Raw genomic sequence first — 23,594 nt, forward strand, 5'->3', positions numbered from 1 at the left:
ACGCAAAGCATTCGACATCAATCGGAATCCTCTGTGTCAGGTCTTGCCACTGCTTCAAACTTTTACGCCCGTCAAATTGCCCGTTGCATGGCAATTTGGCGCAAAATACTATCTACTGACAAAAAAGATCGCATTAAGTTCGCCGTTCATCGTCACTTATGTGACATAACCGATAAGTAAAGGCCATGGCTCAGGAAATCGAATTAAAGTTTATTGTTAATCACAGTGCCGTTGAGGCGTTGCGTGACCATCTCAATACGCTGGGCGGCGAGCACCATGACCCCGTGCAGTTGCTGAATATTTACTACGAAACGCCGGATAACTGGCTGCGTGGGCACGATATGGGCTTACGTATTCGTGGCGAAAACGGTCGCTATGAGATGACCATGAAAGTTGCAGGAAGAGTGACAGGCGGCTTACACCAGCGCCCGGAATATAACGTGGCGTTGAGCGAACCGACGCTCGACCTGGCGCAGTTTCCCTCGGAAGTCTGGCCGAACGGCGAATTGCCCGCCGATCTCGCTTCCCGCGTACAACCGCTGTTCAGCACCGATTTTTATCGCGAAAAATGGCTGGTGGCGGTCGATGGCAGCCGAATTGAAATCGCTCTCGATCAGGGTGAGGTGAAAGCGGGGGAATTTGCTGAACCTATCTGTGAGCTGGAACTGGAGCTGCTTAGCGGCGACACGCGCGCGGTGCTGAAACTGGCGAACCAACTGGTATCGCAAATCGGATTACGCCAGGGCAGCCTGAGCAAAGCGGCGCGTGGCTATCATCTGGCGCAGGGCAATCCGGCGCGTGAAATCAAACCGACCACCATTTTGCATGTTGCGGCAAAAGCCGATGTGGAACAGGGGCTGGAAGCGGCGCTCGAGCTGGCGTTAGCGCAATGGCAGTATCATGAAGAACTGTGGGTACGCGGCAACGATGCGGCGAAAGAACAGGTGCTGGCAGCCATTAGCCTGGTCCGTCATACGCTGATGCTGTTCGGTGGTATTGTGCCGCGTAAAGCGAGCACTCACTTACGTGATCTGCTGACTCAATGCGAGGCGACCATTGCTTCTGCGGTGTCTGCCGTGACGGCGGTCTACTCTACCGAAACGGCAATGGCGAAGCTGGCGTTGACCGAATGGTTGGTAAGCAAAGCATGGCAGCCATTTTTAGATGCCAAAGCGCAGGGCAAAATCAGCGACTCCTTCAAACGCTTTGCCGATATCCATCTTTCCCGCCATGCCGCTGAACTGAAAAGCGTTTTCTGCCAGCCGTTAGGCGATCGCTACCGTGACCAGTTGCCACGCCTGACGCGTGATATTGACTCAATACTGTTGCTGGCGGGTTACTATGATCCTGTCGTCGCGCAAGCCTGGCTGGAGAACTGGCAGGGGCTGCATCACGCTATTGCGACCGGGCAACGCATCGAAATTGAACATTTCCGTAATGAGGCAAACAATCAGGAACCGTTCTGGTTGCACAGCGGAAAACGTTAATCAGGCAAGGATAAAATCGCTTATGAAGCCGCTCTCTTCACCGTTACAGCAGTACTGGCAGACCGTTGTTGAGCGGCTGCCAGAGCCTTTAGCCGAGGAATCACTTAGCGCACAGGCGAAGTCAGTACTTACTTTCAGTGATTTTGTGCAGGACAGCGTGATTGCGCATCCAGAGTGGCTGACGGAACTGGAAAGCCAACCGCCGCAGGCCGACGAATGGCAGCATTACGTTGCATGGTTGCAGGAGGCGCTCAGTAATGTGAGTGACGAAGCCGGGTTAATGCGCGAGCTGCGGCTGTTCCGTCGGCGCATCATGGTACGTATCGCCTGGGCGCAAACGCTGGCACTGGTTACTAAAGAGAGCATATTGCAGCAGCTCAGCTATCTGGCGGAGACGCTGATTGTTGCGGCGCGTGACTGGCTATATGACGCCTGCTGCCGCGAGTGGGGAACGCCGTGCAATGCGCAGGGCGAAGCGCAACCGCTGCTGATTTTAGGCATGGGTAAGCTGGGCGGCGGGGAACTGAATTTCTCCTCTGATATCGATCTGATTTTTGCCTGGCCGGAACATGGTTGTACGCAGGGTGGACGCCGGGAACTGGATAACGCGCAGTTTTTTACCCGCATGGGGCAGCGGCTGATTAAAGTGCTGGATCAACCAACGCAGGATGGCTTCGTCTATCGCGTGGATATGCGGCTGCGTCCGTTTGGCGAAAGTGGCCCGCTGGTGCTGAGCTTTGCCGCGTTGGAAGATTATTACCAGGAGCAGGGGCGCGACTGGGAGCGTTACGCGATGGTCAAGGCGCGGATTATGGGCGATAGCGAAGGCGTCTATGCTAACGAGTTGCGTGCGATGCTGCGCCCGTTTGTTTTCCGTCGTTACATCGATTTCAGCGTGATTCAGTCGCTGCGCAACATGAAAGGGATGATTGCCCGTGAAGTGCGTCGACGTGGTTTGACCGACAATATCAAACTCGGCGCAGGCGGCATTCGCGAAATTGAATTTATCGTCCAGGTATTCCAGCTCATTCGCGGCGGGCGCGAACCGTCGCTGCAATCGCACTCTTTACTGCCAACGCTCAGCGCCATTGCTGCGCTGCATCTGCTTTCTGAAAACGATGCTGAACAATTGCGAGTGGCGTATCTGTTCCTGCGGCGTCTGGAAAACCTGCTGCAAAGCATTAACGACGAACAAACCCAGACGCTTCCTTCTGATGAGCTTAATCGTGCGCGGCTGGCGTGGGCGATGGACTTTGCTGACTGGCCGCAATTGACCGGGGCGCTGACCGCACATATGACCAATGTGCGCCGGGTGTTTAATGAATTGATTGGCGACGACGAAAGTGAAACTCAGGAAGAGTCGCTGTCGGAACAGTGGCGTGAGCTGTGGCAGGATGCGTTGCAGGAAGATGATACTACGCCAGTGCTGGCGCATCTTAGCGAGGATGATCGCAAACAGGTGCTAACGCTGATTGCCGATTTCCGCAAAGAGCTGGATAAGCGCACCATCGGGCCGCGAGGACGTCAGGTGCTCGACCATCTGATGCCGCATCTGCTAAGTGATGTCTGTGCGCGTGAAGACGCTGCCGTTACGCTGTCGCGCATTACCGCCTTGCTGGTGGGGATTGTTACCCGCACCACCTATTTAGAATTGCTCAGTGAATTCCCCGCGGCGCTTAAACATTTGATTTCTCTGTGTGCCGCGTCGCCGATGATTGCCAGCCAGCTGGCGCGTTATCCATTATTGCTGGATGAATTGCTCGATCCAAACACCCTTTACCAGCCGACGGCGACCGATGCCTACCGCGATGAGTTGCGCCAGTATTTGCTGCGCGTGCCGGAAGATGACGAAGAGCAACAGCTTGAGGCGCTGCGTCAGTTCAAACAGGCGCAGCTGTTACGCATCGCCGCAGCGGATATCGCCGGTACGCTACCGGTGATGAAAGTGAGCGATCACTTAACCTGGCTGGCGGAAGCCATGATAGATGCCGTCGTTCAGCAGGCGTGGGTTCAAATGGTTGCCCGCTACGGTAAGCCGAATCACCTGAACGAACGCGAAGGGCGTGGTTTTGCGGTGGTCGGCTACGGCAAGCTGGGCGGCTGGGAGTTAGGCTACAGTTCCGATCTTGACCTTATCTTCCTCCATGATTGCCCAATGGATGCGATGACTGACGGTGAGCGGGAAATCGACGGGCGGCAGTTTTATCTGCGTCTGGCGCAACGCATTATGCATCTGTTCAGTACGCGTACCTCTTCCGGCATTTTGTATGAAGTGGATGCTCGACTGCGTCCGTCCGGGGCGGCGGGAATGCTGGTGACATCCGCAGAAGCATTTGCCGATTATCAGAAAAACGAGGCCTGGACGTGGGAACATCAGGCGCTGGTGCGTGCGCGTGTAGTGTACGGCGATCCGCAGCTCACCGCGCACTTTGACGCGGTGCGTCGTGAGATTATGGCGCTGCCGCGCGAAGGCAAAACCCTGCAAACAGAAGTGCGGGAAATGCGCGAGAAAATGCGCGCTCATCTCGGCAATAAACATCGCGATCGCTTTGATATCAAAGCCGATGAAGGCGGAATTACCGATATCGAATTTATTACCCAATATCTGGTGTTGCGCTACGCTCATGAAAAACCGAAGTTAACGCGCTGGTCAGACAACGTGCGCATTCTGGAACTGCTGGCGCAAAACGACATTATGGAAGAGCAGGAAGCGATGGCGCTGACCCGTGCTTACACGACGCTTCGCGATGAACTTCATCATCTGGCATTACAGGAATTGCCGGGCCATGTGTCGGAGGATTGCTTCACCGCAGAGCGTGAACTGGTGCGGGCAAGCTGGCAGAAGTGGCTGGTGGAAGAATGAAGTATGGTATTATCGCGCGCAAATTTTGAATCTCTCAGGAGACAGGAATGAAAGTAACGCTGCCAGAGTTTGAACGTGCAGGAGTGATGGTGGTTGGTGATGTGATGCTGGATCGTTACTGGTACGGCCCCACCAGTCGTATCTCGCCGGAAGCGCCGGTGCCCGTGGTTAAAGTGAATACCATCGAAGAACGTCCGGGCGGCGCGGCTAACGTGGCGATGAATATCGCTTCTCTCGGTGCTAATGCACGTCTGGTCGGGTTGACGGGCATTGACGATGCAGCGCGCGCGCTGAGTAAATCTCTGGCCGACGTCAACGTCAAATGCGACTTCGTTTCTGTACCGACGCATCCGACCATCACCAAATTACGGGTACTTTCCCGCAACCAACAGCTGATCCGTCTGGATTTTGAAGAAGGTTTCGAAGGTGTTGATCCGCAGCCGCTGCACGAGCGGATTAATCAGGCGCTGAGTTCGATTGGCGCGCTGGTGCTTTCTGACTACGCCAAAGGTGCGCTGGCAAGCGTACAGCAGATGATCCAACTGGCGCGTAAAGCGGGCGTTCCGGTGCTGATTGATCCAAAAGGTACCGATTTTGAGCGCTACCGCGGCGCTACGCTGTTAACGCCGAATCTCTCGGAATTTGAAGCTGTTGTCGGTAAATGTAAGACCGAAGAAGAGATTGTTGAGCGCGGCATGAAACTGATTGCCGATTACGAACTCTCGGCTCTGTTAGTGACCCGTTCCGAACAGGGTATGTCGCTGCTGCAACCGGGTAAAGCGCCGTTGCATATGCCAACCCAGGCGCAGGAAGTGTATGACGTTACCGGTGCGGGCGACACGGTGATTGGCGTCCTGGCGGCAACGCTGGCAGCGGGTAATTCGCTGGAAGAAGCCTGCTTCTTTGCTAATGCGGCGGCAGGCGTAGTGGTCGGCAAACTGGGAACCTCCACGGTTTCGCCGATCGAGCTGGAAAACGCTGTACGTGGACGCGCAGATACCGGCTTTGGCGTGATGACCGAAGAGGAACTGAAGCTGGCTGTAGCGGCAGCGCGTAAACGTGGTGAAAAAGTGGTAATGACCAACGGTGTCTTCGATATCCTACATGCCGGGCACGTCTCTTATCTGGCAAATGCCCGCAAGCTGGGTGACCGCTTGATTGTTGCCGTCAACAGCGATGCCTCCACCAAACGGCTGAAAGGGGATTCCCGCCCGGTAAACCCACTCGAACAGCGTATGATTGTGCTGGGCGCACTGGAAGCGGTCGACTGGGTAGTGTCGTTTGAAGAAGACACGCCGCAGCGTCTGATCGCCGGGATCCTGCCAGACCTGCTGGTGAAAGGCGGTGACTACAAACCGGAAGAGATCGCCGGGAGTAAAGAAGTCTGGGCCAACGGCGGCGAAGTGTTGGTGCTCAACTTTGAAGACGGTTGCTCGACCACTAACATTATCAAGAAGATCCAACAGGATAAAAAAGGCTAACCGGAAAGCGGTTCACAGATCTCGCTTCGTACATGGCAGGCCTATTGACGCTGTTGTTTTTTCAACCTAGAGTAAAGGAACAAGGGTAAGGGAGGATTTCTCCCCCCTCTGATGAGTTGTTAGTAAGTCGGGAAACTTAACAGTAACAACACAACCAGTATGATGACGAGCTTCATCATAACCCTTTCCTTCTATAAGGCCCCTTCCTCGGGAGGGGCTTTCCCGTTTCAGCCCCTTGCTGACTCCCCGATTGTTGATGAGCGCCGGACCCCGCGCAACGCTTTCCCTGAAGCAGTTTTGCCTTCCCCGAGCGGTCACGCAAAACGCTGCAACGTCCTGAGCATTTGCACCTTTTAGCGGAACGCAGATATAAAAAATCCCCGGCTTTTTGGGCCAGGGATATGTGTTAATGAAACCTTCTTGACGCTGATTTTTTTTCAACCTAAAGTAAAGGAACAAGGGTGAGGGAGGATTTCTCCCCCTCTGATTGGCTGTTAATAAGCTGCGAAACTTACGAGTAACAACACAATCAGTATGATGACGAGCTTCATCATAACCCTTTCCTTATACAAGGCCCCTTCTTCGGGAGGGGCTTTCCCGTTTCAGCCCCTTGCTGACTTCCCGATTGTTGATGAGTGCCGGATCCCGCGCAATGCTTTCCCTGTGGCAGTTTTGCCTTCCCCGAGCGGTCGCGCAAAACGTTGCAACAACCTGATCATTTGCAGTTTTTAGCGGAACGCAGATATAAAAAATCCCCGGCGTTTTGTGCCAGGGATGTTCATAGCTGAAAATTTATTCTACGTTTTCGGCGACGGGAGTTGTTGAGGTTAAGGGTGAAGTCAATGCCGCCAGCGAGCCGCCTGAAACGCCAATTTCATTGAGCAAGGAGTCAATCAGCGGTGCCTGTGTGCGGTAAGAAAGGGCGGCAGACAATGCCTGCTCTGCAAGGTTTCCTCCACTAACGCTACCTGCGCTCGCATCACCCGCAGTACCACCACGATTCAGTCCATCGACCTGTATGATCTTAATACCATCGATCGACTTCATCGGCTCAACGGATTTCTCAATTACCGCAGGCAGCGCCTGCAATAATGCCAGTTTGAATTTAAGGCTGGTTTGTTCATCAGAAAGTACGTTGATAGCATCGTTCAGCGCACGTTGCGCTTCTGCTTCCGCCAGACCTTTTTTACGCGTAGCTTCAGCTAACTCAACGATCGCCGCCGCCTGCATCTCTGCGGCTTCTTTTTCTGCTTTTGCCCGCACGGTCAGTTCAACCGCTTTGGTTTCTGCATCCTGCGCGGCAGCGATTAGGGCAACTTGTTTAGCACGATCGGCTTCTGCGGTCTGGCGAGTGGTTTCAACGTTTTGTTGGGCGCTTACTGCTTCTGCGAGTGCAAGGTTAGCACGCGCTTCTGCCTGGGACTGTTGTTCCGATTTGGCGGCAATAGCGATCGATTTCGTCTGGTTAGCGATTTCGGTGACCTGCTGCTGTTCGATCTCTTTAATGCGAACTTCACGTTCAGCTTCAACTTTTCTTGAGCGGACGGCCTGTTCGCGGTCGATTTCTGTTTCCTGAATCTGTCGTTCAGCCAGAATTCGCGTCTGCTCTGCTTCACGACGACGTTCAGCTTCAAAAGCCGCAATTTTCGCATTCTGCTCAGCGGTACGGGTTTTAACCTGCTGCTCCTGCTCAAGCGTCATAAACGCTTCTTGTTGTTCAATCTCCAACTTGCGCGAAAGTGCATCACGGTTTTTCTCACGCACCGCAACTTCTACATCCTGTTCAACTTCGTTACGCTCGCGGCGACGGCGCTCCGTCTCCTGAGTCAGTTTGGTTAAACCTTCGGCGTCAAAGGCATTGTTCGGATTGAAATGTTCTTTCGAGGTCTGGTTAAAGTTGGTAAGTGAAACGTTTTCCAGTTCCAGGCCGTTTTTCGACAGATCTTCAGCTACGGTATTTTGTACTCCCTGCACGAAGTTCTCGCGGGTATCCTGTAACTCATGCATGGTCATTTGCGCAGCTGTTGCACGGAGGGCATCGACAAATTTATCTTCAACCAACATACGTAAGTCTTCAGGCGACAGGGTGCGTTGCCCCAGCGTCTGGGCAGCGGTGGCAATCCCTTCTACTGAAGGTTTTACCCGCACAAAGAAAGCGACTACTACATCGACGCGCATACGATCTTTCGTAATCAGGCTATCAATGGTTGAGCGGCTGACTTCCAGCTTCAGAGTATTCATATTGATGGGGATTATTTCATGAAAGATCGGCATCACGATTGCGCCACCGCTCATTACCACTTTTTGCCCACCTAAACCAGTACGAACAAAAGCTTGCTCTGCCGAAGCGCGACGATAGAGCCTGGCGAAAATAATTCCAATAATAAACAGAATGCATACGGCAATAATCGCGGTAAACATCCAGGAGGGCACAGAATTAACAATATCATCCATTATTAAATTTCCTTTTGATTAATAAATTACAATATTTGGGGCCAGGGATTGTTTTCCGCCAAATATCGCGTTGCAGAAAGTCGGCAAATAATTAACACTTTGTCTCCTTTAGTGAAAATTTTTCCTTCTTCAGGCTCCAGTAGTAAATAATGTATTTGGCCAAATTGATCGGTGAGTTTTCCTTCGCAGGGATTACCTGAAGTGGCTTGATGACCGGTAATTAATGCCATGCTACCAATATATTCTTCTTCTGTAATAGCTGAACTATGGTCGCGTGGAATCCAGGGCGCAACTATTTTACCGGTATAATGCACCGCAATAATCGTAAACAGTAAACTGACAGGAACCATGAACAGGTTCGACAGTGGTGATTGCCAGACCATGATGCAGGCATGCTGCAACAGGATGCCAATAAGACCAAAAAAACCAGCCAGCAAGCAGAGAACGACGAGAGCTGGCAATCTTCCGATATTGAGATAATGAAGTGCCTGGCTAATATGACCTGTGGTTATGGAATCATAATGGTCAAGATGTGCATCAAGAGCACCGGAGAGCATGTGACCGCAGATAAGCGCAAAAATTTCTAAAAGGCCGATCAACAGTACAAAGGAAATAGCGAAAAGATAAGGGGTATTATAGTCGGCGAATAAAATCATATGTCACTCCAATGTCCATTTAGTGACGCAATATTTACTTTGGGATAGTTTCCTTGCTTACATTTATCTTTGTTAATAATAACACATGTTAGAGAAGTTCTGGAAGAGAAAGTTTTTTAATATGGTTTTTTATTTTTCACTAAAAAGTGTGATCGGGGACAATATATTTACGCACGTTATGTTTAAAGGCACTACACTGATTGGGGAATACTGAAATCAGAAAAAGCATATGGCCTTAAAAGGTATGCGATAACTGGAGGATGTGCTTATGGATCATAGTCTTAATTCTTTAAATAATTTCGATTTCCTGGCGCGTAGTTTTGCCAGAATGCACGCAGAAGGTCGCCCGGTCGATATTCTGGCCGTTACTGGTAACATGGATGAAGAACATAGAACCTGGTTTTGCGCACGTTATGCCTGGTATTGCCAACAGATGATGCAAACCAGAGAACTTGAATTAGAACACTGATATTACGGGCCGTCTGGCCCGTTTTTGTGTTGCTTTATTCTGCTTTATCAATAGGCGGGATAGCCGGAGGAGATTGAAGATCTGCTACCGAATTATTGCGCGCCTCCAGTTCACTGATGCGCTGCTCCAGTAACGCCAGTTTTTCACGAGTCCGTAACAGGACTTGCGTCTGTACGTCGAATTCTTCGCGGCTCACCAGATCGAGACGCGTCAGCTGCGCTTGTAGGGTTTGGCGGATTTTTTTCTCCACATCTTCCCCGAACTCCCTGATTCCTTTAGGCATTGATTCGTGAACCTGGCGAGCGATTTGCTCAATTTTTTTCGGGTCAATCATTGTAGTTTCCCTGTACTGATAGGTGTTGAGTGCCATTGTAGTGCGATAAGGGTAAGTCATAAACCAGAATTATGTGAAGCTATGCGTTGCTGCCGCTAATCATTAGCGTTATAGTGAATCCGCTTATTCTCAGGGCGGGGCGAAATTCCCCACCGGCGGTAAATCAACTCAGTTGAAAGCCCGCGAGCGCTTTGGGTGCGAACTCAAAGGACAGCAGATCCGGTGTAATTCCGGGGCCGACGGTTAGAGTCCGGATGGGAGAGAGTAACGATTCTGTCGGGCATGGACCCGCTCACGTTATTTTGGCTATATGCCGCCACTCCTAAGACTGCCCTGATTCTGGTAACCATAATTTTAGTGAGGTTTTTTTTACCATGAATCAGACGCTACTTTCCTCTTTTGGTACGCCTTTCGAACGTGTTGAAAATGCACTGGCTGCGCTGCGTGAAGGACGCGGTGTAATGGTGCTTGATGATGAAGACCGTGAAAACGAAGGTGATATGATCTTCCCGGCAGAAACCATGACTGTTGAGCAGATGGCGCTGACCATTCGCCACGGTAGCGGTATTGTTTGCCTGTGCATTACTGAAGATCGCCGTAAACAACTCGATCTGCCAATGATGGTAGAAAATAACACCAGCGCCTATGGCACCGGTTTTACCGTGACCATTGAAGCGGCTGAAGGTGTGACTACCGGTGTTTCTGCCGCTGACCGTATTACGACCGTTCGCGCAGCGATTGCCGATGGCGCAAAACCTTCTGATCTGAATCGCCCGGGCCACGTTTTCCCACTTCGCGCGCAGGCAGGTGGAGTACTGACGCGTGGCGGTCATACTGAAGCGACTATTGATCTGATGACGCTGGCAGGCTTTAAACCGGCTGGTGTGCTGTGTGAGCTGACTAATGACGATGGCACGATGGCGCGTGCACCAGAGTGTATTGAGTTTGCCAATAAACACAATATGGCGCTCGTGACTATTGAAGACCTGGTGGCATACCGTCAGGCACATGAGCGTAAAGCCAGCTGAAAACCGCTGCTTAAATTACTGCCTTAATCAAGAAACCGAAGTTGTAGCAGGCTTCGGTTTTTATTTTTCCCTGCTATGCAAGATGTTAATTCCGCTTCTCTTTCTATGAGAAAATTTCATTAATATCAGGCATTCTTTTTCATTATGATCAAAATCATATAATTGTTCCGTTATTATGCGACCATATGAATATATCCGAAAAAGGATATGTGAAATTTATGCGCTAAATGTTTAGTATTGTTAAATATTAAGGGTAAAAGGATGTTTATCGCCTGGTACTGGATTGTATTGATTGCTCTTGTTGTGGTGGGTTATTTCCTGCATTTGAAACGTTATTGTCGGGCGTTTCGCCAGGACAGAGACGCACTGCTTGAAGCGCGGAACAAATACTTAAACAGTACGAGAGAAGAGACAGCCGAAAAGGTAGAATAAGGCTTTAGTGAAGCTAGCAGAAGTTGTCCCTGCGCTGGACAACTTCTGATGTTGCTTTTAACCAATTCCCGCCGTTTGTAGCAGCACTAAACTGAATCCCATCACTGACATTCCACATAGTACGCCATAGCTGGGGTTATTATTAGGGTCAATCTCTTTGGCGAGCGGCATTAATTCATCAACCGAGAGCGCCACCATAATTCCTGCAACCGCCGCCATGATTGCCGCCATGACCACCGGGGAAATCATGCTACCGAGGATTAACCACGCCAGCACGCCACCAAGAATTTCTGCTAGTCCAGAAATCCCCGCCCACAGAATCGCCGTGCGTTTAGACCCCGTTGCTGCGTAAACCGGGCCTGCCACTGCCAGACCTTCAGGAATATTGTGCAACGCTACGGCCAGAGCGATGCCAAATCCCAGCTCCAGGTTGCTGCTCGCCGTGACAAAGGTGGCAATCCCTTCCGGGAAGTTATGCAGACTGATACCGAGAGTGAGCAGAATGGCTGTGCGCTTGATCGATTTTGGCAACGGCTGCACCGATTTTTGCATTAAATCCTGCGGATGCGCATGTGGCAACATGCGGTCCAGGCCAAAATAGCCAAGCAGACCGAAGATAAACATTCCATAACCCAACACAGGCGACATTCCTTCAGCTGCTAGTGCGGCAGGAAGCATTTCCATTAATGAGATGAGCAACATGATCCCCGCCGCAAATCCTAGCGAAAACGCCAGTAAGCGGTTCGAGGGTTTTTGCCCGAGAACGCCGAGAAACGCGCCAATAAACGTGGCTGCCCCCGCCAGTATGGTCAGAATGAGAGGTACTGACATCGACAACTCCTTATAAATCTTCACCTTCAGGCAGATCGTCAAAATAACTGATGATCATCATCATTGTTATCCGGGTTCTTACTCCGCCGAACAAGCGTATTGTGAGGATATCAAAATGACACCTTTAGTTAAGGATATCATCATGTCTTCAACACGTATGCCAGCATTGTTTTTAGGTCACGGTAGTCCGATGAACGTGCTGGAAGATAATTTGTATACCCGCAGCTGGCAGAAGTTGGGGATGACATTGCCACGCCCGCAAGCGATTGTGGTGGTTTCGGCTCACTGGTTTACCCGTGGAACAGGAGTGACCGCGATGGAGACGCCGCCCACGATTCATGACTTTGGTGGCTTCCCGCAGGCGCTGTACGATACGCATTATCCTGCTCCGGGTTCGCCTGCGCTGGCACAGCGTCTGGTTGAGCTGTTAGCGCCGATCCCGGTGACGCTGGATAAAGAAGCCTGGGGCTTTGACCACGGTTCCTGGGGCGTGCTGATTAAGATGTATCCTGACGCGGATATCCCGATGGTGCAGTTGAGTATCGACAGTAGCAAACCTGCCGCCTGGCATTTCGAAATGGGGCGCAAACTCGCGGCGCTGCGTGATGAAGGGGTAATGTTGGTCGCCAGTGGCAACGTGGTGCATAACCTGCGTACAGTGAAGTGGCACGGTGATAGTTCACCGTATCCGTGGGCGATGTCGTTTAATGAGTATGTGAAAGCGAATCTCACGTGGCAAGGGGCGGTAGAGCAGCATCCTCTGGTGAATTATCTCGACCATGAAGGTGGCGCGTTATCGAACCCAACGCCAGAGCACTATCTGCCGTTGTTGTATGTGTTAGGTGCGTGGGATGGGCAGGAGCCAATTACCATTCCGGTCGATGGTATAGAAATGGGCAGTTTAAGTATGCTGTCGGTGCAGATAGGTTAACAATTACCGGATGGCGAATGCCATCCGGCATCATTGATTACTCAACAAAAATATGTGGATAAAACCGAGACATATCCTGGGTGATCAATGCACGGTCTTCACGAATGCCAATTCCGGCGGGTTGATCGTTCACCAGCCAGCTACCAATCAGCATATAGCTGTCGCCGAATTTCGGTAACGGGTGGAATTGCTGAACAATCATCCCTTCTTCGCCATACGGACCTTCCGCTGCTTCAATGGTTTTGCCGTTCTCAATGATCGACACGTTTGCGCCTTCACGGGAGAAGATCGGTTTAACCACATATTTTTCCATTTGCGGATGATCATCTTCCGCAAAATAAGCGGGCAGCAGGTTCGGGTGATTCGGGAACATCTCCCACAGTAGCGGTAGAAGTGCCTTGTTGGAGATAATGCTCTTCCACGCCGGTTCCAGCCAGCGTACGCCTGCATCCTCCAGCTTGGTGGAAAACATCTCACGCAACATAAATTCCCACGGATACAGCTTGAACAGGTTGGAAATTACCTGATCCTGTAAATCCGTGAACTGACCTTTTTCACCTAACCCGATATCGTCAATGTAGAGGAACTCGGTAGCGATTTCAGCTTCCGTCGCGCAGTCCTGCAAATACTGAATGGTTCCGCGATCTTCCACCGTGTCGCGACAGCAGGTGAGATGCAGCAACTGGAAGCCATACTGTTCACGCAGCTCAACGAAGCGATCGATCAGTTTTTCTTGCAGACTGTTAAACTGGTCGCTGACCTCCGGCAAGTTACCGGCGTTAAGCTGATCTTCCAGCCAGATCCACTGAAAGAACGCCGCCTCGTATAGTGACGTTGGCGTATCGGCGTTATTTTCCAGAAGTTTAGGTTCGCCAGTGCCATCCCACGCCAGATCAAGACGCGAATAAAGCGATGGCTGGTGCGTCAGCCATGACTGGCGCACAAAACTCCAGGTGTGTTTTGGTATGCGGAATTTGGTCATCAGCTCATCGCTGGCGATCACTTTTTCCACCACTTTCAGGCACATCTGGTGCAGTTCGGCGGTGACTTCTTCCAGCTTTTCAACCTGGGCGAGGGTCAACTTGTAGTAAGCATCTTCACACCAGTACGGCTCGCCGTACATGGTGTGAAAATTGAAACCGTATTCGTGGGCTTTCTCACGCCAGTCCGGGCGCTCGGTAATACTGACTCTTTCCATCGGTATCAGCCACCCATTGAACGAGAAGAGGTACCGGTTGCGCTACGCTGCATAGTGCTTTGTTTGGCAACAGATTCACCAAAACCGCCACGGGTAACGGTAGTGGTGGTCGCCGGTTTTGGTGCCATTGCCGTCTTCGGTACGGTCATGGTGCGGCCTGGCTGGGCTGCGCCATAGTTTTTACCCGTCGCGTCGGTATATTTACCGTAAGCCGGACTGGCTGGGTTTTTCGAGGAGAACAGCGGCTGCTGTGCAAATCCCGCACCGCCGCCCATCAGACGACCCATCATGTAACCGGCCATCAGCGGCATCCAGAAACTCCCGCTGGATTGCTGAGCCTGCGCCTGGTTTTCTGGTGCCATGCCAGCCTGGGCTGGTGCCTGCTGGCACTGACCTTCACCAAATTCAGCAACACAGTCTTCACGGGTGGCGTATTTCGGCGCAGTACGTTCGGCTTCTTTCAGCGCATTGTTGTACGCGGTGGTACATTCGGCGCTTTTGCCTGGGTTTGCAGCTGAACAGTCGTCAGCATTTTGATAGAGAGACACTGTTTCATCACTCTTTTCACAGCCAGCCAGCATAAAAACAGTGGCAACCGCGAGAGCGACTGGTGTCAGATGGCGTGCGCTCCAGTTTTTGCGGAACGATGCGTGGCGTATGGATTTTGTCCGTTTCATTTTTGTCTTCCGGGACCAGTGGTAAATACCCATCAGAATAGAGGATGGCTGGTCGAAATTGAAGCGAGAAGGGGGAAGAATGCGGCAGATAACCCGTATCTTTACGTTGCCTTACGTTCAGACGGGGCCGAAGCCCCGTCGTCGTCATCAGTTACGGAAAGGGTTATGACCGTTACTGGTGGTAGTGCGTGCGGATGTTTGCTGAACGACGGGTGCCGGGCTATCAGGCGCATAACCATCAGCAATAGCATTCTGTTCCGGCGTTTGCGGGGCAACGTTTTCCGGATTAGTGGAAACCGGTTTGCTCAGCGCATTGTTCAGTGCCAGCAGATCCTGCTCGTTCAACGTACCCAGGGCTGACTTAATATTCAGCTGATTAATCAGGTAGTTATAACGCGCATTCGCCAGCTCTTGCTTGGCGTTGTACAGCGTGGTGGTCGCATCCAACACATCAACAATGGTACGCGTACCGACCGAGTAGCCCGCTTCCATCGCGTCTAATGAGCTTTGAGCGGAAACTACGGCTTGTTTGTAGGCGTTAATGCTACTGATAGAAGCATTAATGTTGTTGAAGGAGGAACGTACGGTTTGCACGACGCTACGATGCGCGCTTTCCAGTTGCTCGCTGGCACCAACAAAGTTGTACTGGGCCTGTTTCACCTGCGAGTTAACCATTCCGCCCTGATAAATCGGCAGCGAGAAGCTCAGGCCAACTTTGTTCTGGCCCATATTGCTATCGTCATACTGGGTACCAGCGGCACCACGGGTTTTCGAACCGCTATAAGAGGTGTCAGAAATCCCGGTAGAAGCCGTTAAATCCAGAGTCGGTAAGTGACCATCCTGCGCCTGGCGAATTTGCTCGCGCGCCAGGTCCTGGCTCAAGCGTGCCTGTAACAGCGACAGGTTGCGTTTTTCGGCTTCTTTCAGCAGCGCGTTAACCGGCTGTGGTTTGTCGGTTTTAAAGTTTTCGACATTCAGCGCCGCCAGTTCCGGATAGTAGTTACCGGTGATCTGGCGCAGCTGCTCTACCGCGTTATCAAGGTTATTACGTGCGGTCACTTCGTTCGCCAGCACGGTATCGTACTGCGCGCGGGCGTTCTGCACGTCGGTGATCGCTACCAGGCCCACGTTAAAACGTTGGGTGGTTTGATCTAATTGACGGTAGATCGCTTCTTTTTGCGCCTGTGTATAGGAAAGAACGTCAATAGCATTCAACACGTTGAAATAAGCGGTCGCGGTGTTGAGGATCAAGGTTTGCTGATCGGTCTGATATGTGACGTCCTGAATCCCTGCTGCTTTTTCCTGCAGCGTTAACGCACGCCATTTCGACATATCAAAAATGGATTGAGTTAACTGCAGGGACGCACTGGTCGCGTTAGAGTTGATGCCGTTCGCGTCGCGGTAGCCGTTGCTATAGGTGTAATCTGCACCTAAACCTAGCTGTGGCAGTAATGGACTGCGCGCTTCATTAATTTTTTCAAAGGCAGCATCACGATCGGCGGCAGACTTACGCAATTCCGGGTTACTAAGGCGTGCTTGCTGATAAACTTGCATCAGGTTCTCGGCCTGGCTCAACGAACTGAACCCAGAAAGGCTCAGGCCGATAAGAATGGGGAGCAATTTCTTCATTTGCATTCCTTGTGGTGAAGCAGTATTTAGCGCGATCAAACTGTAAAATTATTGCGGATTCTAGCAGAAGCCGCTACCGCAAAAGGTTGGCGTTACGTGCCATAGGGCGTTAATGTGCCTCAATTTAACACATGACTGCTCAAACGGCAGTCAAACGTCGCTGAAATTCACATTTAATTCACTATTAGTGCCAGGACATTAACAATGCTTAAGCCAGACAACCTGCCCGTTACATTTGGCAAAAACGATGTAGAAATTATTGCACGAGAAACACTTTATCGCGGCTTTTTTTCATTAGATCTTTATAGATTTCGTCATCGTCTATTCAACGGGCAAATGAGTCATGAGGTGCGGCGGGAAATTTTTGAGCGCGGTCACGCCGCAGTCTTGCTACCCTTTGACCCAGTGCGTGATGAAGTTGTGCTGATTGAGCAGATTCGGATTGCCGCATACGACACCAGTGAAACCCCCTGGCTACTGGAGATGGTTGCCGGGATGATTGAAGAGGGTGAAAGTGTGGAAGATGTTGCCCGTCGCGAAGCGATTGAAGAGGCGGGGCTGATAGTCAAACGGACCAAACCGGTGTTAAGTTTCCTGGCAAGCCCGGGGGGCACCAGTGAGCGTTCGTCAATTATGGTGGGCGAAGTGGACGCCACGACCGCAAGCGGTATTCACGGTCTGGCTGATGAAAACGAAGATATTCGCGTTCATGTGGTAAGCCGGGAACAGGCATACCAGTGGGTAGAAGAGGGGAAAATCGACAACGCAGCGTCGGTCATCGCTTTGCAATGGCTGCAGCTGCATCATCAAGCGTTAAAAAATGAGTGGGCATAAATGAAGCGTTACACACCTGACTTTCCTGAAATGATGCGCCTGTGCGAGATGAACTTTTCACAATTGCGCCGTTTGTTACCGCGCAATGACGCACCCGGCGAAACTGTAAGCTATCAGGTGGCAAACGCACAATATCGGCTGACGATTGTGGAATCGACCCGATACACTACCCTGGTGACAATAGAACAGACTGCGCCCGCGATCAGTTACTGGAGCCTTCCGTCAATGACGGTGCGTCTGTATCATGACGCGATGGTGGCTGAAGTGTGTTCAAGCCAGCAGATTTTTCGCTTCAAAGCGCGGTATGATTATCCTAATAAAAAGTTGCATCAACGCGACGAAAAGCATCAAATTAACCAGTTTTTAGCGGACTGGTTGCGATACTGTTTAGCACATGGAGCGATGGCGATTCCGGTTTACTAGCGTCGTGAAACCTAAGGACACCATTTGGAAAGCCTGTTAACCCTTCCTCTGGCTGGTGAGGCCAGAGTCAGGATTTTACAAATTACCGATACTCACCTGTTTGCACAAAAGCACGAAGCCCTGTTAGGGGTAAACACCTGGGAAAGCTACCAGGCGGTGCTGGAGGCGATTCGTCCACACCAGCACGAATTCGACCTGATTGTCGCGACAGGTGATTTAGCGCAGGATCAATCCTCTGCGGCCTATCAGCATTTCGCTGAAGGCATCGCAAGTTTTCGTGCGCCCTGCGTCTGGCTGCCGGGCAACCACGATTTCCAGCCCGCGATGTACAGCGCGTTACAGGATGCGGGTATCTCCCCGGCGAAGCGGGTATTTATTGGTGAGCAATGGCAAATCCTGTTGCTGGATAGCCAGGTGTTTGGCGTGCCGCACGGTGAGCTAAGCGAGTTTCAGCTTGAGTGGCTGGAACGTAAACTGGCTGATGCGCCAGAGCGCCATACGTTGCTGCTGCTGCATCATCATCCGCTACCTGCGGGTTGTAGTTGGCTTGATCAACACAGCCTGCGTAACGCGGGCGAACTGGATACCGTGCTGGCGAAGTTTCCGCACGTCAAATACTTGCTGTGCGGTCATATTCATCAGGAGCTGGATCTCGACTGGAACGGTCGCCGCCTGCTGGCAACGCCGTCGACCTGTGTGCAGTTTAAGCCGCACTGTTCCAACTTTACGCTGGATACTATCGCGCCCGGCTGGCGTACTCTCGAGTTACATGCTGATGGCACGCTGACCACCGAGGTGCATCGCCTGGCGGACACACGTTTCCAACCTGATACCGCTTCAGAAGGCTACTGATGTCTACGCTTCTTTATTTACACGGTTTCAACAGCTCGCCGCGCTCTGCAAAAGCGAGCTTGTTAAAAAACTGGCTGGCGGAACATCACCCTGACGTTGAGATGATCATTCCGCAGTTGCCGCCGTATCCTTCCGACGCGGCAGAGCTGCTGGAATCCATTGTCCTGGAACATGGCGGCGATTCGCTGGGTATTGTCGGTTCGTCACTGGGGGGATATTACGCCACCTGGTTGTCACAATGTTTTATGCTGCCCGCAGTGGTGGTAAACCCGGCGGTGCGCCCATTTGAACTGCTGACGGACTATCTCGGTCAGAACGAGAACCCCTACACCGGGCAGCAATATGTGCTAGAGTCACGCCATATTTACGATCTCAAAGTCATGCAGATTGACCCGCTGGAAGCGCCGGATTTGATCTGGCTGCTGCAACAGACGGGAGATGAAGTGCTGGATTACCGCCAGGCGGTGGCGTACTACGCTTCCTGCCGCCAGACTGTCATAGAAGGCGGCAACCACGCATTCACGGGCTTCGAAGATTATTTCAACCCGATCGTCGATTTTCTTGGTCTGCACCATCTCTGACGATCAACTCGAATTGCTAACTTAAACCATGACGCAAACTTATAACGCTGATGCCATTGAGGTACTCACCGGGCTTGAGCCGGTTCGCCGCCGTCCGGGGATGTATACCGATACCACTCGCCCTAACCATTTGGGGCAAGAAGTTATTGATAACAGTGTCGATGAAGCACTGGCGGGTCACGCAAAACGCGTGGATGTAATCTTACATGCTGACCAGTCGTTAGAAGTTATTGACGATGGGCGCGGGATGCCGGTGGATATTCACCCGGAAGAGGGTGTACCGGCGGTTGAACTGATTCTTTGCCGTCTGCATGCAGGCGGTAAATTCTCTAACAAAAATTACCAGTTCTCTGGCGGCCTGCATGGCGTGGGGATTTCGGTGGTTAACGCCCTGTCGAAGCGCGTAGAAGTTAACGTGCGCCGCGATGGTCAGGTTTATAACATCGCCTTTGAAAATGGCGAAAAGGTGCAGGATTTACAGGTTGTCGGCACTTGCGGTAAACGCAATACTGGTACCAGCGTGCACTTCTGGCCGGATGAAACCTTCTTTGACAGCCCGCGTTTTTCTGTTTCACGCCTGACGCATGTGCTGAAGGCCAAAGCAGTACTGTGCCCTGGCGTTGAGATTACCTTTAAAGATGAGATCAACAACACCGAACAGCGCTGGTGCTATCAGGACGGTCTGAATGATTACCTGGCGGAAGCGGTAAACGGTTTACCGACGCTGCCAGAAAAACCGTTTATCGGTAATTTCGCTGGTGATACTGAAGCTGTGGACTGGGCGCTACTGTGGCTGCCGGAAGGCGGTGAACTGCTGACCGAAAGCTACGTCAACCTTATCCCAACGATGCAGGGCGGTACGCACGTTAACGGTCTGCGTCAGGGCCTGTTGGACGCGATGCGTGAGTTCTGTGAATACCGCAACATTCTGCCGCGCGGTGTAAAGTTGTCGGCGGAAGATATCTGGGATCGCTGCGCCTATGTGCTGTCAGTAAAAATGCAGGATCCGCAGTTTGCCGGGCAGACCAAAGAGCGTCTCTCTTCGCGTCAGTGCGCGGCATTCGTTTCTGGCGTGGTGAAAGATGCCTTTATCCTGTGGCTGAACCAGAACGTTCAGGCGGCGGAGTTGCTGGCAGAGATGGCGATTTCCAGCGCCCAGCGTCGTATGCGTGCGGCTAAAAAAGTGGTGCGTAAAAAGTTGACCAGCGGCCCGGCGCTGCCTGGCAAACTGGCTGATTGTACCGCGCAGGACCTTAACCGTACCGAACTGTTCCTCGTGGAAGGTGACTCCGCAGGCGGATCTGCCAAGCAGGCGCGCGATCGTGAATATCAGGCGATCATGCCGCTGAAAGGTAAGATCCTTAACACCTGGGAAGTTTCTTCCGACGAAGTGCTGGCCTCGCAGGAAGTGCATGATATTTCGGTAGCGATCGGTATCGATCCAGACAGCGACGATTTGAGCCAGCTTCGTTACGGCAAGATCTGTATCCTGGCGGATGCTGACTCCGATGGTCTGCACATTGCCACGCTGCTCTGCGCTTTGTTTGTAAAACACTTCCGCGCGTTGGTGAAACACGGTCACGTTTACGTCGCACTGCCACCGCTCTACCGTATTGATCTCGGGAAAGAGGTTTATTACGCGCTGACGGAAGAAGAGAAAGAGGGCGTACTTGAGCAATTAAAACGCAAGAAAGGCAAGCCGAACGTCCAGCGTTTTAAAGGTCTGGGGGAAATGAACCCGATGCAATTGCGCGAAACCACGCTTGATCCGAACACTCGCCGTCTGGTGCAGCTGACTATCGATGATGAAGACGATCAGCGTACTGACGCGATGATGGATATGCTGCTGGCGAAGAAACGCTCGGAAGATCGCCGCAACTGGTTGCAAGAGAAAGGCGACATGGCGGAGATTGAGGTCTGATAATCCTCCCGCCAGAAGAATAAAACATAGCCCGGTATACAAGTGTATGCCGGGCTTTTTTGATCAAAATTCCATTTTCACCGTGAATTGCACTTCACGCGGATCGCCAATCTGATTCCCCAGATTATTTGTGGCGATGGATGAGGTGTAATACGTTTTATCAAACAGGTTTTTGACGTTTAATTGCAGTGTGACCGGATACTGCAATTTCATTTTGTATGCGGCGAAGGCATCGACAACGAAATAGCCTGGCAGATAATAGTCAGCCCCATTGGTTGCCGAACGACGGCTTACGCCATGTCCACCACCGCCAAACGTCAGTGTGTTATTGCCTGGCATGTTATGAATGTCATAGGTCAGGAATAGCGAACCGGTATGACGAGGAACATTCGGCAATGGTTTCCCTGCATAATCAGGATCTTCCAGAACCTTAGCATCGGTATAGCCGTAGCTGGCAATGATATTAATGTTTTCAGTTAATGCTCCCGCAAGGTCGACTTCTACCCCTCTTGAACGAACGCGGCCTGCCGTTTTGGCGATGGTTTCATCACCAATACTTTCGGTATACAACACGTTACGTTTATGGATATCAAACAGCGCAATATCTGCGGTTATACCATCGAACAACTCGAATTTTGCCCCGACTTCGTAAGCATTAGATGATTCCGGTGGAAGATCTCCGATGTAGCTGGCAATTGACGATTGCGGCATAAATGTTTGCGAATAATTAGCAAATAAGGATACCGATGGCGTCAGTTTGTAGACTAACCCCAGTTTGGGGGTCCATTGTTCATCGCGGCTGTCAGTATTGACATTAAAAGGGCGGCCTTTACCCGCATACTGCGTGTAATACTGATAGCGGATCCCGGCGACGGCAATCCAGTTATCGGTCAGATAGAGCGCATCCTGTGCATAAGCTGAGTAGCTCTCCTGTTTGATCGTCTGATCACTGTCCGACGCCGAAACCGTTGTGCATTTGCTGGTATTGCCATAAACGGGGTTGTAGATATTGAAATCTTTAGCGTTTTTACAGCGAATCATATCTGTGCGCAGAAGATCATAATATTCATATGACACCCCACCCAGAATCTCATTATAGAACCCAGCAATATCAACATTCCCTTGCAGATCCGCACGAGTAGAATGCATACGCTGGGTAGATCCCTGAGTTGCATCAACACGCCGTGTCAGCGTTCCTGTCGTTGCATCATACGCGGTAACGCGAGCCTGATTGTCGCTGTATTTATCCTGGCTGTAGCTGTAATCAAAGCGCGCTGTCCACTGGCTATTGAGATGATATTCTGCGTTGAGTTGCGCCAGATCGGACTGACCATCTGTAATATTAAACGGTTCGTCAAAACGTATTTTTCGATCAACGTTTACGGGCTGTTTCGTCGTAAGGTCGAAAATCGTTCCACGATCGAACGGAGTTTTATAGTCCCGATGGGAATAGAGCATGGTTACTGTTGCATTATCACCAAACCAGGTGAGTGACGGGGCAACAAATGTACTGCGCTCTTTACCGAAGTTTCGCCAGTAATCTTCATCCTGCACTTCCCCCGTCAGGCGGTATGTCAGCTGAGTGCCTTCAATGGGACCTGTGATATCAAGTTGCCCAGTGCCTCCGCCAAAACTGGAGGACGTGGCTGAGACAGAACCATGGAATGTTTTTTCCGGGCGCTTGGTCACGACGTTAATCAATCCACCAGGATCGAGAATGCCATACAGCGTGGAGGCCGGACCTTTTAGCACTTCCACACGTTCTGTGGCGGCGTTGAAACTGCGAGGAAGTACGGTTCGCAGACCGTTGGTCATGATGGAGCCATCCCGGTTAGCACCAAACCCACGACGTACAAAGGCGTCCTGAGTTCCGCCTAATGTATTGGTCTGTACCACGTTACTGACGTTATAAAGCGCTTCATCCAGCGTCGTTGCATTCTGATTTTCCAGAACCTGATCGCTAACCGTATTGACCACCTGCGGGATATCCAGCATCGGCATATCGGTTAATGTCGCCGTGGAAGTGCTCAGAGGTTGATAACCATCGGTCGCCTCAGTTGCGGTATTTGCATCCGCTGTAACAGTGATTGTTTCGCCATCTTTGGTCGTTGCAGTGTCGGTTGCATGAATCATTGGTGCTGCAAAGAGCAGTGAAAAGAGCGCCCGACCTTTGATTCCTGAGAATGAAGGTGTGAACTTAGCCATTTAGTCTGTTATCCCAAAAACTCACGGATTGTCGTGAGTGAAAATTGTTTCTTGTTGCTCACTAAGCACTATCCGTTTGTTATTTCACCATCGGATATGTAATTGAGAATCATTCAACCATGCGGTAATGTAGTAGTAAATGAGAAATAACAAAAAATTGCTACATGTGTTTTTTTGAGAGGTTAATGCAATTCAATTGATGGTAATTTATTAATATTTAATGATTTTATTTTTATCTTTAAAAATATTTCACCTGTTATTTACCTTGTTTTTGTATGGCTTTTAACTTCTTGACTACTACATTTTGT

General features: G+C 51.2%; 22 protein-coding genes and 1 riboswitch. Of the genes, 12 read left to right on the top strand and 10 right to left on the bottom strand.

Annotated elements, in window-relative coordinates:
- Positions 1 to 185: 185 nt before the first annotated feature.
- From ygiF to hldE, 3 genes are read left to right on the top strand one after another with little or no spacing between them, the layout of a single operon-like run.
- Entirely contained in the window at positions 186 to 1,487 is a 1,302-nt protein-coding gene (gene ygiF, locus OQV04_RS01005; protein WP_000046255.1) for an inorganic triphosphatase, read from the top strand.
- A 22-nt stretch (positions 1,488 to 1,509) separates the two neighbouring features.
- Positions 1,510 to 4,350 carry a bifunctional [glutamate--ammonia ligase]-adenylyl-L-tyrosine phosphorylase/[glutamate--ammonia-ligase] adenylyltransferase gene (glnE, locus tag OQV04_RS01010; protein WP_032281616.1) on the top strand — a complete coding sequence of 947 codons (2,841 nt, stop codon included), beginning with the start codon at positions 1,510 to 1,512 and terminating at the stop codon, positions 4,348 to 4,350.
- Positions 4,351 to 4,397: 47 nt separating this feature from the next.
- The gene (gene hldE, locus OQV04_RS01015; protein WP_000869178.1) at positions 4,398 to 5,831 is read left to right on the top strand and encodes a bifunctional D-glycero-beta-D-manno-heptose-7-phosphate kinase/D-glycero-beta-D-manno-heptose 1-phosphate adenylyltransferase HldE; all 1,434 of its coding nucleotides are present in this window, start codon (positions 4,398 to 4,400) and stop codon (positions 5,829 to 5,831) included.
- A gap of 119 nt (positions 5,832 to 5,950) precedes the next feature.
- On the opposite strand, the gene ibsE is transcribed toward hldE, so the two are convergent.
- The 4 genes from ibsE to OQV04_RS01035 all read right to left on the bottom strand — a co-directional run bounded on the left by ibsE (position 5,951) and on the right by OQV04_RS01035 (position 8,941).
- Positions 5,951 to 6,010 (bottom strand): type I toxin-antitoxin system toxin IbsE, encoded by a 60-nt coding sequence (gene ibsE, locus OQV04_RS01020; protein WP_010723221.1) that lies wholly within the window; start codon positions 6,008 to 6,010, stop codon positions 5,951 to 5,953.
- Positions 6,011 to 6,325: 315 nt separating this feature from the next.
- Positions 6,326 to 6,385 carry a type I toxin-antitoxin system Ibs family toxin gene (locus OQV04_RS01025; RefSeq protein ID WP_001387081.1) on the bottom strand — a complete coding sequence of 20 codons (60 nt, stop codon included), beginning with the start codon at positions 6,383 to 6,385 and terminating at the stop codon, positions 6,326 to 6,328.
- Positions 6,386 to 6,623: 238 nt separating this feature from the next.
- Positions 6,624 to 8,285, bottom strand: coding sequence for a flotillin family protein (locus tag OQV04_RS01030; RefSeq protein ID WP_032281615.1), 1,662 nt, complete (start codon positions 8,283 to 8,285; stop codon positions 6,624 to 6,626).
- A gap of 26 nt (positions 8,286 to 8,311) precedes the next feature.
- Entirely contained in the window at positions 8,312 to 8,941 is a 630-nt protein-coding gene (locus OQV04_RS01035; RefSeq protein WP_089534765.1) for an OB-fold-containig protein, read from the bottom strand.
- A gap of 268 nt (positions 8,942 to 9,209) precedes the next feature.
- Between OQV04_RS01035 and glgS the strand changes: the two genes are divergently transcribed.
- Positions 9,210 to 9,410, top strand: coding sequence for a cell surface composition regulator GlgS (gene glgS, locus OQV04_RS01040; RefSeq protein WP_001296424.1), 201 nt, complete (start codon positions 9,210 to 9,212; stop codon positions 9,408 to 9,410).
- A 34-nt stretch (positions 9,411 to 9,444) separates the two neighbouring features.
- Here the strand turns inward: glgS and ubiK are convergent, their stop codons facing one another.
- On the bottom strand, positions 9,445 to 9,744 hold the full coding sequence (gene ubiK, locus OQV04_RS01045) for a ubiquinone biosynthesis accessory factor UbiK (protein WP_001298379.1): 300 nt from the start codon (positions 9,742 to 9,744) through the stop codon (positions 9,445 to 9,447).
- Between the two features lie 121 nt (positions 9,745 to 9,865).
- Positions 9,866 to 10,014: riboswitch (FMN riboswitch) on the top strand.
- A gap of 104 nt (positions 10,015 to 10,118) precedes the next feature.
- Between ubiK and ribB the strand changes: the two genes are divergently transcribed.
- Complete coding sequence (gene ribB / locus OQV04_RS01050; protein WP_001076997.1) at positions 10,119 to 10,772, top strand: 3,4-dihydroxy-2-butanone-4-phosphate synthase; 654 nt, start codon at positions 10,119 to 10,121, stop codon at positions 10,770 to 10,772.
- 261 nt (positions 10,773 to 11,033) lie between these two features.
- Positions 11,034 to 11,204 (top strand): protein YqiD, encoded by a 171-nt coding sequence (gene yqiD, locus OQV04_RS01055; protein WP_000469266.1) that lies wholly within the window; start codon positions 11,034 to 11,036, stop codon positions 11,202 to 11,204.
- A 57-nt stretch (positions 11,205 to 11,261) separates the two neighbouring features.
- On the opposite strand, the gene zupT is transcribed toward yqiD, so the two are convergent.
- Entirely contained in the window at positions 11,262 to 12,035 is a 774-nt protein-coding gene (gene zupT / locus OQV04_RS01060) for a zinc transporter ZupT (RefSeq protein WP_001295627.1), read from the bottom strand.
- 142 nt (positions 12,036 to 12,177) lie between these two features.
- Between zupT and ygiD the strand changes: the two genes are divergently transcribed.
- The gene (gene ygiD / locus OQV04_RS01065; RefSeq protein ID WP_032281613.1) at positions 12,178 to 12,966 is read left to right on the top strand and encodes a 4,5-DOPA dioxygenase extradiol; all 789 of its coding nucleotides are present in this window, start codon (positions 12,178 to 12,180) and stop codon (positions 12,964 to 12,966) included.
- Positions 12,967 to 13,003: 37 nt separating this feature from the next.
- On the opposite strand, the gene OQV04_RS01070 is transcribed toward ygiD, so the two are convergent.
- From OQV04_RS01070 to tolC, 3 genes are all read right to left on the bottom strand, one after another.
- Positions 13,004 to 14,164 (bottom strand): glutathionylspermidine synthase family protein, encoded by a 1,161-nt coding sequence (locus OQV04_RS01070; RefSeq protein ID WP_032281612.1) that lies wholly within the window; start codon positions 14,162 to 14,164, stop codon positions 13,004 to 13,006.
- A gap of 5 nt (positions 14,165 to 14,169) precedes the next feature.
- Positions 14,170 to 14,841, bottom strand: coding sequence for a DUF1190 family protein (locus OQV04_RS01075; protein ID WP_000831543.1), 672 nt, complete (start codon positions 14,839 to 14,841; stop codon positions 14,170 to 14,172).
- 147 nt (positions 14,842 to 14,988) lie between these two features.
- The gene (gene tolC, locus OQV04_RS01080; RefSeq protein WP_000735278.1) at positions 14,989 to 16,470 is read right to left on the bottom strand and encodes an outer membrane channel protein TolC; all 1,482 of its coding nucleotides are present in this window, start codon (positions 16,468 to 16,470) and stop codon (positions 14,989 to 14,991) included.
- A gap of 204 nt (positions 16,471 to 16,674) precedes the next feature.
- Between tolC and nudF the strand changes: the two genes are divergently transcribed.
- From nudF to parE, 5 genes are read left to right on the top strand one after another with little or no spacing between them, the layout of a single operon-like run.
- Positions 16,675 to 17,304 carry an ADP-ribose diphosphatase gene (nudF, locus tag OQV04_RS01085; RefSeq protein WP_000917117.1) on the top strand — a complete coding sequence of 210 codons (630 nt, stop codon included), beginning with the start codon at positions 16,675 to 16,677 and terminating at the stop codon, positions 17,302 to 17,304.
- Positions 17,305 to 17,727, top strand: coding sequence for a DUF1249 family protein (locus OQV04_RS01090; RefSeq protein ID WP_000833393.1), 423 nt, complete (start codon positions 17,305 to 17,307; stop codon positions 17,725 to 17,727).
- Between the two features lie 24 nt (positions 17,728 to 17,751).
- Positions 17,752 to 18,579, top strand: coding sequence for a 3',5'-cyclic-AMP phosphodiesterase (gene cpdA / locus OQV04_RS01095; protein ID WP_000444747.1), 828 nt, complete (start codon positions 17,752 to 17,754; stop codon positions 18,577 to 18,579).
- Positions 18,579 to 19,160 (top strand): esterase YqiA, encoded by a 582-nt coding sequence (yqiA, locus tag OQV04_RS01100; RefSeq protein ID WP_000105733.1) that lies wholly within the window; start codon positions 18,579 to 18,581, stop codon positions 19,158 to 19,160. The genes cpdA and yqiA overlap by 1 nt, the downstream gene beginning before the upstream one ends.
- A 28-nt stretch (positions 19,161 to 19,188) precedes the next feature.
- On the top strand, positions 19,189 to 21,081 hold the full coding sequence (gene parE / locus OQV04_RS01105; RefSeq protein WP_000195296.1) for a DNA topoisomerase IV subunit B: 1,893 nt from the start codon (positions 19,189 to 19,191) through the stop codon (positions 21,079 to 21,081).
- Between the two features lie 63 nt (positions 21,082 to 21,144).
- Here parE and OQV04_RS01110 read toward each other — a convergent pair whose 3' ends face one another.
- The gene (locus OQV04_RS01110; RefSeq protein ID WP_247806648.1) at positions 21,145 to 23,286 is read right to left on the bottom strand and encodes a TonB-dependent siderophore receptor; all 2,142 of its coding nucleotides are present in this window, start codon (positions 23,284 to 23,286) and stop codon (positions 21,145 to 21,147) included.
- Positions 23,287 to 23,594: the final 308 nt, after the last annotated feature.

It is taken from the genome of Escherichia sp. Lx600-2 (assembly GCF_036662595.1).
In the GTDB taxonomy this organism is placed as follows: domain Bacteria; phylum Pseudomonadota; class Gammaproteobacteria; order Enterobacterales; family Enterobacteriaceae; genus Escherichia; species Escherichia coli.

Coding starts and splice junctions, on each gene's coding strand:
- ygiF (WP_000046255.1), top strand. CDS start 186: ATGGCTCAGGAAATCGAATTAAAGTTTATTGTTAATCACAGTGCCGTT.
- glnE (WP_032281616.1), top strand. CDS start 1,510: ATGAAGCCGCTCTCTTCACCGTTACAGCAGTACTGGCAGACCGTTGTT.
- hldE (WP_000869178.1), top strand. CDS start 4,398: ATGAAAGTAACGCTGCCAGAGTTTGAACGTGCAGGAGTGATGGTGGTT.
- OQV04_RS01030 (WP_032281615.1), bottom strand. CDS start 8,285: ATGGATGATATTGTTAATTCTGTGCCCTCCTGGATGTTTACCGCGATT.
- OQV04_RS01035 (WP_089534765.1), bottom strand. CDS start 8,941: ATGATTTTATTCGCCGACTATAATACCCCTTATCTTTTCGCTATTTCC.
- glgS (WP_001296424.1), top strand. CDS start 9,210: ATGGATCATAGTCTTAATTCTTTAAATAATTTCGATTTCCTGGCGCGT.
- ubiK (WP_001298379.1), bottom strand. CDS start 9,744: ATGATTGACCCGAAAAAAATTGAGCAAATCGCTCGCCAGGTTCACGAA.
- ribB (WP_001076997.1), top strand. CDS start 10,119: ATGAATCAGACGCTACTTTCCTCTTTTGGTACGCCTTTCGAACGTGTT.
- yqiD (WP_000469266.1), top strand. CDS start 11,034: ATGTTTATCGCCTGGTACTGGATTGTATTGATTGCTCTTGTTGTGGTG.
- zupT (WP_001295627.1), bottom strand. CDS start 12,035: ATGTCAGTACCTCTCATTCTGACCATACTGGCGGGGGCAGCCACGTTT.
- ygiD (WP_032281613.1), top strand. CDS start 12,178: ATGTCTTCAACACGTATGCCAGCATTGTTTTTAGGTCACGGTAGTCCG.
- OQV04_RS01070 (WP_032281612.1), bottom strand. CDS start 14,164: ATGGAAAGAGTCAGTATTACCGAGCGCCCGGACTGGCGTGAGAAAGCC.
- OQV04_RS01075 (WP_000831543.1), bottom strand. CDS start 14,841: ATGAAACGGACAAAATCCATACGCCACGCATCGTTCCGCAAAAACTGG.
- tolC (WP_000735278.1), bottom strand. CDS start 16,470: ATGAAGAAATTGCTCCCCATTCTTATCGGCCTGAGCCTTTCTGGGTTC.
- nudF (WP_000917117.1), top strand. CDS start 16,675: ATGCTTAAGCCAGACAACCTGCCCGTTACATTTGGCAAAAACGATGTA.
- OQV04_RS01090 (WP_000833393.1), top strand. CDS start 17,305: ATGAAGCGTTACACACCTGACTTTCCTGAAATGATGCGCCTGTGCGAG.
- yqiA (WP_000105733.1), top strand. CDS start 18,579: ATGTCTACGCTTCTTTATTTACACGGTTTCAACAGCTCGCCGCGCTCT.
- parE (WP_000195296.1), top strand. CDS start 19,189: ATGACGCAAACTTATAACGCTGATGCCATTGAGGTACTCACCGGGCTT.
- OQV04_RS01110 (WP_247806648.1), bottom strand. CDS start 23,286: ATGGCTAAGTTCACACCTTCATTCTCAGGAATCAAAGGTCGGGCGCTC.